Consider the following 15,065-nt stretch of genomic DNA (forward strand, 5'->3'; position numbering starts at 1 on the left):
GAACCCCCGCATGAGCCTTACCCACATTTCCGTCCGCGGCGCGCGCGAGCATAATCTCAAGGGCGTGGACATCGACATTCCGCGCGACACGCTGACGGTCATCACCGGCCTGTCGGGCAGCGGCAAATCGAGCCTCGCCTTCGACACCATCTATGCAGAGGGGCAGCGCCGATACGTCGAATCGCTGTCGGCCTATGCGCGCCAGTTCCTGGAGATGATGCAAAAGCCCGATGTCGAGCATATCGAGGGGCTGAGCCCCGCGATCTCGATCGAACAGAAGACCACCAGCCGCAATCCGCGTTCGACGGTCGCGACCGTCACCGAAATCTATGATTATATGCGGCTCCTATGGGCACGCGTCGGCATCCCCTATTCCCCCGCGACCGGAGAGCCGATCAGCGCGCAGACCGTCAGCCAGATGGTCGACCGCGTCCTCGCGCTCCCCGAGGGCACGCGCCTCTACCTGCTGGCCCCCGTCGTCCGCGGCCGCAAGGGCGAGTATAAGAAGGAACTGGCCGAGTGGCAGAAAGCGGGCTTCACCCGCGTCCGCATCGACGGCGAACTCTACGAAATCGACGAAGCCCCGTCGCTCGACAAGAAATACAAGCATGACATCGAGGTGGTGGTGGACCGCCTGGTCGTCCACGCCGACATCGCCACGCGCCTGGCCGAAAGCTTCGAAGCCGCGCTGAAACTGGCGGACGGCCTGGCCTATGCCGACCTCGTCGACGCGGTCGTCCCCGGCCGTGAGGACGAAGCAACCGACGCAGGCGCGATGAAAGGCACCGGCCTCCCCCCCAACCGCATCGTCTTCTCCGAACGCTTCGCCTGCCCGGTCTCCGGCTTCACCATCGCCGAAATCGAGCCCCGCCTCTTCTCGTTCAACGCCCCCCAGGGCGCCTGCCCCGCGTGCGACGGCCTCGGAGAACGGATGGAATTCGACGCCGACCTCGTCGTCCCCAATCACGACCTCACCATCAAGAAGGGCGCGGTCGTCCCCTGGGCCAAATCAAACCCGCCATCGCCCTATTACATGCAGGTGCTTGGCTCCCTCGCCCGCGCCTACAATTTCACCCTCGACACCGCGTGGAAGGACCTCGCCCCCGAGCATCAGCAGGTCATCCTCCACGGCACCCGCGGCAAGCCCGTCACCCTCACCTTCATCGACGGCCGCAAAAGCTACGACGTGAAGAAACCGTTCGAAGGCGTCATCGGCAACCTCAACCGCCGCCTGCTCCAGACCGAGAGCGCCTGGATGCGCGAGGAACTCTCCAAGTACCAAGCATCCCACGCCTGCGAAACCTGCCACGGCGCCCGCCTCAAACCAGAGGCCCTCGCGGTAAAAATCGCCATGCGCGACATCTCCAGCGTCACGCGCCTCTCGGTGGTCGACGCCCTCGCTTGGTTCGCCGACCTCCCCGCGCAGCTCTCGGGCCAGCAGGCGGAGATCGCCCGCGCCATCCTCAAGGAGATCGACGCCCGCCTCGGCTTCCTCAACAATGTCGGCCTCGACTATCTCAACCTCGACCGCACCTCCGGCACCCTGTCGGGCGGCGAGTCCCAGCGCATCCGCCTCGCCAGCCAGATCGGCAGCGGCCTGTCGGGCGTCCTCTACGTCCTCGACGAACCCTCGATCGGCCTGCACCAGCGCGACAACGACATGCTGCTCGCAACCCTCCGCCGCCTGCGCGATCTCGGCAACACCGTACTGGTGGTCGAACATGACGAGGACGCGATCCGGACGGCAGACTATGTGATCGACATGGGGCCGGGCGCGGGCGTCCATGGCGGCGAGATCGTCGCCCACGGCACGCTCAAGACCATCCTCAAATCGAAGAAATCGGTCACCGCCGATTACCTCAACGGCACCCGCGCCGTCCCCATCCCCGCCAAACGCCGCAAGGGCAATGGCAAGAAGGTCACCGTCCACAACGCGACCGCCAACAACCTGACCGGCGTCACGGCGTCGATCCCATTGGGCACCTTCACCTGCATCACCGGCGTGTCGGGATCGGGCAAGTCGAGCTTCACCATCGACACGCTCTACGCCGCCGCCGCCCGCGCGTTGAACGGCGCGCGCATCCTCGCGGGCAAGCACGATCGGGTCGACGGCCTCCAGCATCTCGACAAGGTCATCGACATCGACCAGTCGCCGATCGGCCGCACCCCCCGCTCGAACCCCGCGACGTACACGGGCGCCTTCACCAACATCCGCGACTGGTTCGCCGGCCTGCCCGAAGCACAGGCGCGCGGCTACAAACCCGGGCGGTTCAGTTTCAACGTAAAGGGCGGCCGCTGCGAAGCCTGCACCGGCGACGGCCTTCTGAAGATCGAGATGCACTTCCTCCCCGACGTCTATGTGACGTGCGACGTCTGCCACGGCGCGCGCTACAACCGCGAAACGCTGGAGGTGAAGTTCAAGGGGATGAGCATCGCCGACGTGCTCGACATGACGGTCGAGGATGCGGTGGAATTCTTCAAGGCCGTCCCCCCCATCCGCGACAAGATGGCGATGCTGGCGGAAGTCGGCCTCGGCTATATCAAGGTCGGGCAACAGGCGACGACGCTGTCCGGCGGCGAAGCCCAGCGCGTCAAACTCGCCAAGGAACTCGCCCGCCGCGCAACCGGCAACACGCTCTATATTCTGGACGAGCCCACCACCGGCCTGCATTTCGAGGATGTGAGGAAGCTGCTCGAAGTGCTCCACGCGCTGGTCGAACAGGGGAATAGCGTCGTGGTGATCGAGCATAACCTCGATGTCATCAAGACCGCCGACTGGATCCTCGACCTCGGGCCGGAAGGCGGCGTGAAGGGCGGGGAGATTGTGGCGGAGGGGACTCCGGAGAAGGTGGTGAAGGAGCCGCGCTCTTTCACTGGCAAGTATCTCGCGCCGTTGCTGAAACCGGCGAAGGAGGCTGTGGCGGCGGAGTGAGGAGACGTACTGATCCGATGGAGCGCCTGATCGAGGACGCCTTGATCGCCAGTGGCAGGCAATACGTCACCGACGACGATCCCGCGAATAGCGCCAAGCTCGATTTCTATCTGCCCGATGACGACCTCTATATCGAGGTCAAGCGAATGCACTCGCCGAGGATCGCGGAACAGATGGGGCGGGTTGAGAATGTGATTGTGGCACAGGGGGAAGGTGCGGTGCGGGCGTTGGCGGGGTTGTTGGGAGGGAAGATGAACGGAACGGCGAAATAGCCGGCTGTTCCATTCGCTTTGATCTTGAGAGGCTCGTTACCCTCGCCCCGTTCGTGCTGAGCTTGTCGAAGCACTGCCCTTCTTCTTCATGGTCAGCCGGGCTCGCTTGAGCGGTAATGACAGCGATGTCGATCGCGACTATCTTGACCGCCGTATCCGACAGGAGACCGCCGGTGAGTACGGCATCGAAGACCTCTAAACCCATCCCGCTCGCGGAACTCGCAGCGATGATCGAACGCCGCCGCGCAGAGACCGGCGTGGGCGAATTGCCGCGAAATAGCGGGAAGCGGCGGACGCCGGGGAAGAAGGCTTTGCTTGACGCGATCCGCGATGCTGGGGGGAATTGGTAGGGGCGTTTCGTTTAGCCCCGTGTTACTTTTCTTCCGTTACCTGATGGCACTTTGATGGAATTTGGTCTCCATACATTAGACCTCATATTGGCCTTGTAAGATGGTAACGTAGCTGCAACCATTTTTGTGGACCTTAACGCCAAAAATGATGCACGCTGCTGGAACGTTGTTGAGATGCGCTAGGGGGAGAGCGGTTGGAAAATCACAAGCCATTTCAAAGTTCTCGACCGGTCGGACATATAATAACATTGCTGATTATAATAACCGGCTTAGGGCTGCTTCTTCTTGGAAATAGTAACTGGTTCGACAATAGGACGGTCTTAACGGGGGATGTAGCTGGGCTGCTTTCAAATACTGGATTTGCAGTCCTGATAGCCGCATTCTTTAATTGGATGCTCGATCATAAGTTTAAAGAGCAGTTCTACAAAGACATACACCACGAAATTGTTGCGTCACACTCTATAAGAGATTCAAGAATTATAAGAGTCTGGGAGGACTCTAAAGACGTCAATTATCGAGACCTTATTAAATCAGCGAAGATTATGCGGATAGGGGTCACATATTCAGATAGGTTTTTGAAGGATTATTTAGGTTGCTTTGAACAAGCTCGACCCGATTTAAAGGTCATCATATATTTATCTGATACTGACAATAAAGACTGCGCTGCCCTGATTGCAAGCAACACCAATCAGAAACCTGAAGATATTGCTCGATTTGGAAAATCAACGCAAAGCTATATCGCAGCTCTTATCAATAAAGATATCGACATAGAAGTTTTCACTCAAAGAACCTTACCTCATTATGCATTCATTAGTTTTAATGACGATCATCATTTTATAATAATGAGTACGTTCGCGTCAAGGCGTGCCGAAGTGCCAGTTCTTGAATGTGGCGAAGGTGGCGTATTTGATAGTTTGATTAAGAATGATCTAAAAGAGATCGAATCATGGAACACCTCAATAAAAAAGCCGAGCGTGAGCTTGATGGAATCATTGAAGAGTATGGCGTTGAAGCTGTTGAATCATATTTAAGGGGTTTGAGCGCTAAAACCCATTCTCTTACTGTGATAGTTAACGAAGGTATGCACGCTATACCTAGCCATTTGCTACGCGGCGATGTTTTTTCTTTTTCTAGTGGTCAAGTTGAATTGGAACCATCTAGCGTTGATAAGACATTAGACTTTCTAATTCGTCGAGGGCATGATTTCCTCAAACGTAAAAACTGGAATAAAGTCTATATTATTCCATCTGGACACCCATTACTAGTCACGACAGCGACTTTGCTTGTGTTTAGATCGTTACGTGTAGATCCGGTTATTGTTTCCTATTTCGGTGAGAATAGTTATATTGATGTAGCCACTAATATTAGAAAAAGAATATTTGAATAGAACCCTTTCACCGTCGCAGGCCGACGCGGGAGTAAATCCCGCGTCGTCAGTCGGGGCGTTTCCGCCCCGCAGGCCGGCCGATACCGCGCCTTTGCGCGGCCTCTTGCTTAGCTCCGCTGCGCTTCGCTAACCAAATCGGTACTTTCGGCTTTCCTACACACCCCCTTCCAGCATATCTACCCGGTCCTTCTTTCGCGAAAAGGACGCATCCCATGCCGAACGCGCTTGCCAGGCAACCGGTCGCACGCGCCGCCGCGCCCATCCGCGGCGTCGCCGATCACGCCGCCACCCACCCCGCCCCGACCATCGCCGCCGAATGGCAGGCGCATGTCGATGCCGGACGGATCGGCAACCGTCTGCCGATGCCGCCCGCGATCCGCGCCAATCTCGCCCGCACAGAAGCCCTGTTCGCTGCCCTCGCAGCGGAGCGCCGCGCATGACCGATCACGCGACCGGCACCCGGCCCGCAACCGACCGCCCGGAAATCGAACGTGACGCCAACGGCCAATCCCTGAACCCGCGGTACGTGCCGCTGCCCGATGGCAGCCTGTTCGACATTGCCGAATGTCACGGCCTCACCCCCGGCGAACGCCCGCGCTGCGATGGCTGGACCGCCGATCGCCAGCGCCGCTTCCTCATCGCCCTCTCGCGCGGCCTCACCGTCGATCGCGCCTGCGCCATTGTGGAGATGTCGCGCACCGCCGCCTACACCTTTCGCGCCTCGGCACGCGGCGCGGCCTTCGCATTGGGCTGGGAAGCCGCCCAGGTCCGCGCCCGCGACGTGCTCGCCGACGAACTGATGGACCGCGCCCTCAACGGCGTACGCGAACAGGTCATCACCGATGACGGTCGCATCACGACCCGCAAACGCCACGACAATCGCCTCGCCTGGAACCTGCTCACCCGCCTCGACCGCGCCTGCGACCCGACAAAGGCCGCCCCGCGCGCCCACGCCGCCGCCCTCGCGGCCGAAGATTTCGAACATTATCTGGATGTGCTTGAGGAAAGCGGCCCCTCCGGCGGCCCTGCGCGTGCGGGCATGTTCCTCGCCGCGCGCATTTCGGGCGCCGCCGATCCCGCCGCCGCCGCACAGGAACTCGAACCCGTCCGCGCGCTCGCCCGCGCCGATCGCTGGGTCCGCACCCACGCCCATGACCCCGAAGCCACCGCCCCCGCCCCCGATCTCGCCGCCCGCGCAGACTGGACCGCCGCCGACTGGACCCGCGCCGAAAACCTCGGCCTCGTCACCCTCGCGCCGCCTGAAAAGGTGCAGGACTGTCAACCTTGTCAACTTGTTCAGGAAAGTCCCGAACCCGCGTTCGATGGTCCCTGGCTGCCTGACGATAATCCCGACCGCCTCCCCGTCTGGCGCTGCTCGGTGGCAGAGGATTGGCGCACCAACCTCGCCCCACCCCCCGATTTCATCGGCGAAGAAGAAAGCGAATGGGGCTATTCCGACTATTGCCGCAGCCTGGACGCCGATGAACTCGATGCGGTGGAGGCCGGGATCCACCATCTCGTCCTCACGCCCGACGCGCACGACCACGCCACCCGCACCGCCTTCTTCGCCGCGCTGACCGACCCTGAAGATCCTCCCCTTTCGGGGGAGGTGGCAGCGCAAAGCGCTGACGGAGGGGGCTTGTCGGACGCAACCGAACCCCCGGCCTCACCCCAGATCGACGAGGCCGAAGACGAGGACACCCCCAATCAAAGCGTCCGAATAATCCCCGAGAAATCCATCCCGCCCTGTCCGCCTTCGACGAACGCGCCGTACAATTCCGCCGCGCGCTTGCCCATCGGCGTGTCCACGCCCGACCCTTGCGCCGCTTCCATCGCCAGTTTCAAATCCTTGAGCATCAGCGCCGCCGCAAACCCGCCCGCAAAGTCGCGGTCCGCCGGGCTTTCCGGCCCCACCCCCGCCACCGGGCAATACGACGTCATCGACCAGCTCTGTCCCGACGACACAGAGGATATATCATAGAAGGTCTGCGGATCGAGCCCCAGTTTCTCGGCCAGCGCGAACGCCTCGCACGTCGCGATCATCGTCGCGCCGAGCAGCATGTTGTTGCAGATCTTGGCCGCCTGACCCGCGCCATTGCCCCCGGCATGGATCACCGCCTTGCCCATATCGTCCAGGAACGCCTTGGCCCGCTCGAACCCGGCATTGGAGCCACCCACCATGAAGGTCAGCGAACCCGCCGCCGCCGCCGCGATCCCGCCCGATACCGGCGCGTCGACCGCGGTCAGCCCCTTCGCCGCCGCCGCATCGGCCACCCGCTTGGCCGTCTCGACGTCGATGGTCGAACAATCGATCAGCACCGCCGCGGTATCCGCCACCCCGAACACGCTGTCGGCATAGACCGCTTCGACATGAGTGCCCGCAGGCAACATGGTGATGACCGCCTCGGCCCCTTCCGCCGCTTCGGCCGCGCTGGCAACCGGCAGACACCCGGCCTTCTCGGCGCGCTCCAGCGCCTCTGCCGACAGGTCGAAGGCACGAACGTCATGTCCCGCCTTCGCCAAATTCGCGGCCATCCCGCCGCCCATATTGCCCAGCCCGATGAATCCGACGCGTGCCATGCTTATTTTCCCTTCCAGTCGCCGGCGCGCTTCTCGACGAACGCCGCCATGCCTTCCTTCTGATCCTCGGTCCCGAACAGCCCGTTGAACAGGCGTCGCTCGAACTGGACGCCCTGCGTCAGCGGCAATTCGAACGCCGCATTGACCATTTCCTTGTTGGCGAGCACCGCCAGCGGTGCCATCGATGCGATGGTCTGGGCGGTCTTCACCGCCTCCTCGACCAACTCGGCGGCCGGCACCACCCGGCTGACAAGCCCCGCCCGCTCAGCCTCCTCGGCATCCATCATCCGCCCGGTCAGGCACATCTCCATCGCCTTGGCCTTGCCCACCGCCAACGCCAACCGCTGCGACCCGCCCATGCCCGGCGACACCGCCAGCTTGATCTCCGGCTGTCCGAACTTCGCCGTGTCGGCGGCCAGAATGAAATCGCACATCATCGCAAGCTCACACCCACCCCCCAGCGCATAGCCAGCAACCGCCGCAATCACCGGCTTCCGCGTCCGCCCGAACTGCTCCCAGCCGGAAAAGTGGTTGCTGCCGAACATCTCGGCAAACCCCATCTCCTGCATCTCCTTGATGTCCGCCCCCGCCGCGAACGCCTTTTCGCTGCCGGTAATAACGGCGCAGCCCTGGCCCGGATCGGCATCGAAGGCGGACAGTGCGGCGAGCAGATCAGCAAGCACCTGAGCATTGAGCGCGTTCAGCGCCTTGGGCCGATTGAGCGTGATCAGCGTCACGCGATCGCGCTTCTCGACGAGGATGGTTTCATAGGTCATCAAATTACTCCGTCATTCCCGCGAAGGCGGGAATCCATTCATCCCGCCAGAAGTTGTGGATCCCCGCCTGCGCGGGGATGACGATCGGGTCATGGCTCCCACGCATCGCCTTCGGGCAACGGCGCGAAGATCTGGTCGATCAAATGGTCGCTGACGTCTTGGGGCGTCGCCGGGTTCCAGCGTGGCGCATTGTCCTTGTCGATGATCACCGCGCGGACGCCTTCGATGAAGTCGTGGCGCTGCACGACCCGCGACGCGACCGCGAATTCCTGGCGCATCTCGTCCTCGAACGTCGGCATGGTCCTGCCATCGAGCAGGAGTTTCAAGCTGACCTTCATTGTTTGCGGCGACTTGGTCTTCAGCGTCGCCAGCTGCTGCGCTGCCCATTCGCCATCATCGGCTTCCAGCGCGGCGGACACCTCCTCCAACTTGTCGGAGGCGAACAACCGGTCGATGGCATCGCGGTGGTCAAGGATGCGCGCATCCGGTGCGGGCGTCGAAAGCTCAGTCAGGATCGCTTCGATCGCTTGTGGCGCGGCAGCGATGCGGCGTTTCGCCTCATCCAGCGCGTCGCTGGGGAGGTGATGGGTCGCAAGGCCGAGCGCTTTGCATTCCGCCCCGTCGATTCGTGCGCCGGTCAGCGCCAGATACTGCCCGACCCGCCCCGGCAGCCGCGACAGAAACCAGCCGCCACCGACATCGGGGAACAGACCGATGCCGGTTTCCGGCATGGCGAATTTGGTGTTTTCGGTGGCAACCCGGAACCGCGCAGGCTGCGAAATGCCGACGCCGCCACCCATGGTAATGCCGTCCATGAACGCGACGATCGGCTTGGCGTGGGTGAACAACCGGTGGTTCATCCGGTATTCGGTGCGGAAGAAGTCGCGGGCGGCCATGCCGTCGCTCGCACCGCTTTCGGCGATCATGCGGATATCGCCGCCCGCGCAGAACCCGCGACCTTCGGCGTGATCAATCAGGATCGCTTCGATCCCGGAGTCTTCGGCCCAGGTGTCGAGCGCGGCCATCACCGCGGCGCACATGTCTGTCGTCAGCGCGTGGATCGCCTTGGGCCGGTTCAGGCGAATGCGGCCGATCGGGCCTTGGGTTTCGATCAGAACGTCGTCGGTCATCACTGTCCTTCGATACGCCATTTCGCCTTCGCTCAACGGCTACTCAGGACGAACGGAAACATCATTTCTCCCAAGCCCTACCGTTCGTCCTGAGTAGGGGCTGAGCTTGGCGAAGACCCGTATCGAAGGATCACTGCCGCGTCAGATCGCGCCCGACGATCATGCGCATCACCTGGTTGGTGCCCTCCAGGATCGAATGCACCCGCAAATCGCGCCAGAAGCGTTCGATGGGGTAATCCTGCAAATAGCCATAGCCGCCATGCAATTGCAGCGCGTCGTTGACGATCTTCGAGCCGCTGTCGGTCGCCAGCCGCTTGGCCATTGCCGCAAAGCGCGTCTTGTCGGGCGCGTTCGCCGTCACTTTCGCCGCCGCGACGTAAAGCAGCGCACGCGCGGCCTCCAGGTCGGTGGCCATATCGGCAAGCATGAACTGCGTGTTCTGAAAGTCCGCGATGGGTTTGCCGAATTGCTGGCGTTCCTTGGTATAGGCGACGCTTTCGTCCAGACAGCGCTGCGCGCCGCCCAGCGAACAGGCGCCGATGTTGAGCCGTCCGCCATCCAGCCCCATCATCGCGATGCGGAAGCCCTCGCCCTCGCCGCCAACCAGATTTTCGGCCGGCACGCGGACATCCTCCAGCACCAGTGCGGCGGTCGGCTGCGAATGCCAGCCGAGCTTCTTTTCCTGCGCGCCGAAACTGACTCCGGGCATGTCCTTTTCGATGACCAGGCACGAAATGCCCTTCGGCCCGTCCTCTCCGGTGCGGACCATCGTCACATAGACTTCGTTTTCGCCGCCGCCGGAGATGAACTGCTTGGTGCCGTTGACGACATAATGGTCGCCGTCGCGGACCGCCCGCGTCTTGAGCGCGGCGGCGTCGGAGCCGGAAGACGGCTCGGTCAGGCAATAGCTGGCGATGCGGTCCATTGTGACGAGTGAGGGAAGATATTTGTCCTTTACCGGCTGAGCGCCGAACCGGTCGATCATCCACGATGCCATGTTGTGGATCGAGATGAAGGCGGATGTAGAGGGACAGCCATAGGCCATCGCCTCCATGATCAGTGCCGCCTCAAGCCGCCCCAGATTGATGCCGCCCGATTCTTCGGAGACATAGATCGAGGCGAAGCCGAGTTCGGCCGCTGCCTTGATCGTTTCACGCGGGAAGATGTGCTTTTCATCCCACTCCGCGGCGTGCGGCGTGATGCGGTCGGCGGTGAAACGGCGCGCAAGTTCCTGGATCTCGCGCTGCTCGTCGGTGAGGTCGAACTGGTTGGTCATGCAAGGCCTTTACAAGATCCTCCCCCATCGGGGGAGGGGGACCGCCGAAGGCGGTGGAGGGGGTTGCCGCGAGCGCCGCACTGCGTCGTTCGCCCCCTCCGTCAGCGCTGCGCGCTACCGCCTCCCCCGATGGGGAGGATCTGGGTTACCCCATGGTCGGGATGACGAACGCGTTCGACCCATCGGGCGATCCGTCGGGCCAGCGTTGGGTGATCGTCTTGACCTTGGTCCAGAACTTCACGCCTTCCATGCCGTGCTGGTTGGTGTCGCCGAACGCCGAGCGCTTCCACCCGCCAAAGCTGTGATAGGCGACCGGCACCGGGATCGGCACGTTGATGCCGACCATCCCGACATTCACCCGCGCGGCGAATTCGCGCGCCGCATGGCCGTTGCGGGTGAAGATCGCGACGCCGTTGCCGTACTGATGCTGGCTGGGCAGGCGGACGGCTTCCTCGAAATCCTTGGCGCGCACAATCTGAAGGACGGGTCCGAAGATTTCCTCCTTGTACGCGCTCATTTCGGGGGTGACGTGATCGAACAGGCTGGGTCCGATGAAGAAACCCTCTTCGTGCCCCTGAAGCGTGAAACCGCGTCCATCGACGACCAGTTCGGCACCTTCGTCCACACCGGTCTGGATCCAGTTTTCGACGCGCTGCTTGTGCGCGGCGTTCACGACGGGGCCGTAATGCGCCTCTTCGTCGGTCGATACGCCGACGCGCAGCTTTTCGATCGCCGGGATCAGCTTTTCGCGCAAGCGGTTGGCCGTATCCTCGCCGACCGGCACCACGACGGGCAGCGCCATGCAGCGTTCGCCCGCCGACCCGAAGGCCGCGCCCGACAGGTCGTTGACCACCTGGTCGAGATCGGCGTCGGGCATGACGATGCCGTGATTCTTCGCGCCGCCCATCGCCTGGACGCGCTTTCCGGCGGCAACCCCGCGATTATAGACATAATGCGCGATGTCGCTCGATCCGACGAAGCTGATCGCACCGATCGCCGGATGGTCGAGGATCGCATCGACCATTTCCTTGTCGCCGTGAACGACTTGCAAAATGCCCTCGGGCAGCCCGGCTTCGCGGAACAATTCGGCCAAGCGGACGGGGACCGACGGATCGCGCTCGCTGGGCTTCAGGATGAAGGCGTTGCCGGTCGCGATCGCGACGCCTGACATCCATAGCGGGATCATCGCCGGGAAGTTGAACGGCGTGATGCCCGCGCCGATGCCGATCGGCTGACGCATCGAATAGACGTCGATGCCCGGTCCGGCGCCCTGGGTGTATTCACCCTTCAGCACATGCGGAATGCCACAGCAGAATTCGATGACTTCCAGCCCGCGCTGAATATCGCCCTTGGCGTCGGCGATCACCTTGCCATGTTCCGAGCTGAGCATCCGCGCCAGCTCGTCCATGTTCTTTTCGACCAACGTCTTGAAATTGAACATCACGCGGGCGCGGCGTTGGGGATTGGTCGCGGCCCAGGCGGGTTGCGCGGCCTCGGCGGCGGCAACCGCCTTGTCGAGTTCGGCCTGACCGCCGAGCGACACCTTTGCCTGAACCGCCCCCGAATTCGGGTCGAACACATCGCTGGTCCGGGCGCTGCCGCCGCCGGAATGGCCTACGATCATATGGTCGATCACACGCATCGCATCGCTCTCCTGATTTGCTTTGGCCAGAGTGTCGGCGCTTGCGGGCTGCAAATCAACCGCTGGACGTGCAGTCGGCTCCTGCAATAGTGCAGGTAGATGGACTGGAGCGACCTGCCCTTCTTCCTGGCGGTGGCGCGCACCGGCCAGATCGCACGCGCAGCGACTGCCACCGGCACCGACGCGACCACGGTGGGCCGCCGCATCCGTCGTCTGGAACGCAGCATCGGCGAACGCCTGTTCGAACAGACTGGCGAGGGTCAGGTGCTGACGCCCACGGGCAACGCGCTGCTCGACAAGGTAGAGGCGATGGCCCGGATCGCGGGCGAAGTGGGAGAAGCGACGCGCGGCGAACAACCGCTGCGCGGTGCGGTGCGGGTCAGCGTCGCGGAAGGGTTCGGCACCTGGTTCGTCAGCCGCCATCTGGGCGAGTTCGCCGATGCGCACCCCGGCGTCGAGGTCGATCTGGTCGCCAGCTCGGGATTTCTGAACCCGGGACGGCGCGAAACCGATCTCGCGGTGCTGCTCGCCCGGCCGCGCCGGGGACCGTTGATGGTGCGCAAGCTCGCCGATTACCGGCTGCGGCTTTACGGCGCGGCAGCCGACATTGCGGCACGTCCGGTCGGCGAGCCCCGCGACCTGAACGGACGGCGCATGATCGGATATATCCCCGACATTCTGTATGCGCCCGAACTGCGCTATCTGGACGAACTGCCGATCGACGGCGTGCCGCAACTGCGATCGTCGAGCATCAATGCCCAGGCCAAGATGATCGCGGCAGGCGCTGGGATTGGTATCCTGCCCTGCTTCATCGGCGATGCCGAAATGGGGCTGTGCGCGATCCTGCCTGACCTGTCGATCGAACGCAGCTTCTGGTTGACCACGCACCGCGAAACGCAAGGCTTTGCGCAAGTCCGCGCCTTTGCCGACTGGCTGATCGCGCTGGCCAACCGCCATCGCGGTGTGCTGAATGGTGAAAATTACCCAGTGTCTCAAACACCGGACATTTCCGCAGAATGATCGCAACTTACCCGTATTTGTCTCACCTTTGAGACACCAGGGCATTCTCGGTCGCGCGATTGCGTCATATCCCGTGCCCCGACGCTTAACTGGGGGGTTGGACGTCCGATTTTATTGCGGATGGCGAACGTCGCTATCACGATTTTCGGACGGTCGGTCGGGTAAACAGGGCTCGGGTGATTCGGAACGCGGATCATCGGGGCCATGGGCCTGCGATGATCGGCCATTCCACCCGCCACGCTTATCGATCGCCGCGCGCAAGCGTGGCGGTCGATTCTGTCCTCCGGCTGCCAGCGGGTCCGCGACCCAACCTGCTGGTGCCGGAGGGCAGAAACTCTTTTCCGAGGGGGAAGGCGGCCGCTTGATCGGTCATGCACCGCGCGACTTTTGGGGGTCGCCGTGCTGACCGATCGCCCGCTTTCCCCGCCGGATGCATCCGCAAATTCCGCATCCTCACCCCTCGCTGGGATCGGTCGCGCGAGCTGGCTACTCGTGATCGGCACGTATCTCGCCTATTTCGACCGGTTCGTGTCGTCGGCGGGTGCGACCTATCTGAAGCGCGAACTCGGACTGTCCGATGCCGGATTCGGCCTGTTAGCGGGGACGCTGTTCGCGGTCGCCTACGCCGCGGGAGCGCTCGCGTTCGGCCACTGGTCGCGCCGCCGCCCGCCCGCCCCGTTCCTGATCGGCGGGATCGGCGCTTGGACCGCCGGAATCGTGGCGCTGGGCTATGCGACCAGCCCTGGGCATTTCGCGACGGCGCAGATCGTCGCCGGGCTGGGCCAGGCCGCGTTCGTCCCCGCAGCCGTTGCGGTCATCACCGCCAGCGGCGACCAGCGGCGTATCGGTCGGGTGACGAGCCGCTTTTCGATCGCATCCTCGCTGGGACGGAGCAGCGCGGCATTGACGGCGGGTGCGATCATCGCGGCGATCGCCACGGTCGTGGTCGCCGCGCCCTTCGGGCTGCCCGCCGCGTGGCGGACGACATTCCTGCTGACCAGCCTGCCCAATCTGGTGCTGATCGCGGCACTGGCAATCGTGCTGCGCCGACCGGAAGGCACCGCGCCACCCGTCCGCACCGCCAGGACAAGCTTCCGTGTCGGGACGCAGGCGCAATTGTCGCTGTTCGCGGCGGCGTGTGCAGCGGTGGTCGTCATCCAATCCGCCGCGATCTGGTTTCCCACGCTATTGGTGCGACTACATGCGCTGGACCCGGCGCGTGCCGCGATACTGGCTGGCGTCGTGACGTTGGTGACGGCGCCGCTAGGGCAGTTGTTCGGCGGGCGATTGCTCGACCGCATGGTGCCGCTCGGGGTTGCGCCGACCCAGATCGTGATGGGTGGCATCGCCGTCGGTGGAGTTGCGCTGGCCATGCTGATCGCGTCGCCGCCGCTGCCCGCCGCGCTCGTGCTATTGGGTATCGCAAATCTTTCGCTCGGCATCGCATCGGTGTCGGCGTTGGCGGGCGTTCAACGGGCGACGGCCATCGGGGACCGCCACCGCATCAACGGATATTTCTTTGCCACCGTCACACTGGTCGGATTGGGCACCGGACCCGCACTGACGGGCCTGTTGAGCGATGCGAGCGCCGATCCGGCGACCGCCCTGCCCCGTGCGCTGGCGATCGTCGCGCTTGCCATGTTCTGCGTGGCGATGGCGGCGCACTTGTTCAGCAGGCGCGCGCGCGATAAACCCTGAAC

General features: G+C 63.1%; 13 protein-coding genes. 8 read left to right on the forward strand and 5 right to left on the reverse strand.

What is annotated here, in order from left to right:
* Nucleotides 1-10: 10 nt before the first annotated feature.
* The 6 genes from uvrA (at nucleotide 11) to ENHY17A_RS07775 (ending at nucleotide 5,381) form a co-directional block, all read left to right on the forward strand.
* Nucleotides 11-2,932 (forward strand): excinuclease ABC subunit UvrA, encoded by a 2,922-nt coding sequence (gene uvrA, locus ENHY17A_RS07750; protein ID WP_159711604.1) that lies wholly within the window; start codon nucleotides 11-13, stop codon nucleotides 2,930-2,932.
* A gap of 17 nt (nucleotides 2,933-2,949) precedes the next feature.
* Nucleotides 2,950-3,204: a hypothetical protein gene (locus ENHY17A_RS07755; RefSeq protein WP_159711606.1), complete on the forward strand. Its 255-nt coding sequence runs from the start codon at nucleotides 2,950-2,952 to the stop codon at nucleotides 3,202-3,204.
* A 173-nt stretch (nucleotides 3,205-3,377) separates the two neighbouring features.
* On the forward strand, nucleotides 3,378-3,554 hold the full coding sequence (locus ENHY17A_RS07760) for a hypothetical protein (protein WP_236547808.1): 177 nt from the start codon (nucleotides 3,378-3,380) through the stop codon (nucleotides 3,552-3,554).
* Nucleotides 3,555-3,748: 194 nt separating this feature from the next.
* A complete protein-coding gene (locus tag ENHY17A_RS07765) occupies nucleotides 3,749-4,585 on the forward strand; it encodes a hypothetical protein (RefSeq protein WP_159711610.1) in 837 nt (278 codons plus the stop codon).
* Complete coding sequence (locus ENHY17A_RS07770; RefSeq protein ID WP_159711612.1) at nucleotides 4,501-4,941, forward strand: hypothetical protein; 441 nt, start codon at nucleotides 4,501-4,503, stop codon at nucleotides 4,939-4,941. The genes ENHY17A_RS07765 and ENHY17A_RS07770 overlap by 85 nt, the downstream gene beginning before the upstream one ends.
* A gap of 212 nt (nucleotides 4,942-5,153) precedes the next feature.
* Entirely contained in the window at nucleotides 5,154-5,381 is a 228-nt protein-coding gene (locus ENHY17A_RS07775) for a hypothetical protein (protein ID WP_159711614.1), read from the forward strand.
* Nucleotides 5,382-6,648: 1,267 nt separating this feature from the next.
* Here the strand turns inward: ENHY17A_RS07775 and mmsB are convergent.
* The 5 genes from mmsB to ENHY17A_RS07795 all read right to left on the reverse strand — a co-directional run bounded on the left by mmsB (nucleotide 6,649) and on the right by ENHY17A_RS07795 (nucleotide 12,345).
* Nucleotides 6,649-7,521 (reverse strand): 3-hydroxyisobutyrate dehydrogenase, encoded by an 873-nt coding sequence (gene mmsB / locus ENHY17A_RS07780; RefSeq protein ID WP_236547809.1) that lies wholly within the window; start codon nucleotides 7,519-7,521, stop codon nucleotides 6,649-6,651.
* Between the two features lie 2 nt (nucleotides 7,522-7,523).
* Nucleotides 7,524-8,297, reverse strand: a complete 774-nt coding sequence (locus ENHY17A_RS14725; protein ID WP_159711616.1) for an enoyl-CoA hydratase — start codon at nucleotides 8,295-8,297, stop codon at nucleotides 7,524-7,526.
* An 89-nt stretch (nucleotides 8,298-8,386) separates the two neighbouring features.
* Complete coding sequence (locus ENHY17A_RS07785) at nucleotides 8,387-9,427, reverse strand: enoyl-CoA hydratase/isomerase family protein (RefSeq protein WP_159711618.1); 1,041 nt, start codon at nucleotides 9,425-9,427, stop codon at nucleotides 8,387-8,389.
* Between the two features lie 130 nt (nucleotides 9,428-9,557).
* The gene (locus ENHY17A_RS07790) at nucleotides 9,558-10,703 is read right to left on the reverse strand and encodes an acyl-CoA dehydrogenase family protein (protein WP_159711620.1); all 1,146 of its coding nucleotides are present in this window, start codon (nucleotides 10,701-10,703) and stop codon (nucleotides 9,558-9,560) included.
* A gap of 145 nt (nucleotides 10,704-10,848) precedes the next feature.
* Nucleotides 10,849-12,345 carry a CoA-acylating methylmalonate-semialdehyde dehydrogenase gene (locus tag ENHY17A_RS07795; protein ID WP_159711622.1) on the reverse strand — a complete coding sequence of 499 codons (1,497 nt, stop codon included), beginning with the start codon at nucleotides 12,343-12,345 and terminating at the stop codon, nucleotides 10,849-10,851.
* A gap of 99 nt (nucleotides 12,346-12,444) precedes the next feature.
* On the opposite strand from ENHY17A_RS07795, the gene ENHY17A_RS07800 reads away from it, so the two are divergent.
* Both ENHY17A_RS07800 and ENHY17A_RS07805 read left to right on the forward strand, forming a co-directional pair.
* Nucleotides 12,445-13,365 carry a LysR family transcriptional regulator gene (locus tag ENHY17A_RS07800; RefSeq protein ID WP_159711624.1) on the forward strand — a complete coding sequence of 307 codons (921 nt, stop codon included), beginning with the start codon at nucleotides 12,445-12,447 and terminating at the stop codon, nucleotides 13,363-13,365.
* Nucleotides 13,366-13,857: 492 nt separating this feature from the next.
* A complete protein-coding gene (locus ENHY17A_RS07805) occupies nucleotides 13,858-15,063 on the forward strand; it encodes an MFS transporter (RefSeq protein WP_236547810.1) in 1,206 nt (401 codons plus the stop codon).
* Nucleotides 15,064-15,065: the final 2 nt, after the last annotated feature.

Source organism: Sphingomonas sp. AX6 (assembly GCF_902506605.1).
In the GTDB taxonomy this organism is placed as follows: domain Bacteria; phylum Pseudomonadota; class Alphaproteobacteria; order Sphingomonadales; family Sphingomonadaceae; genus Sphingomonas.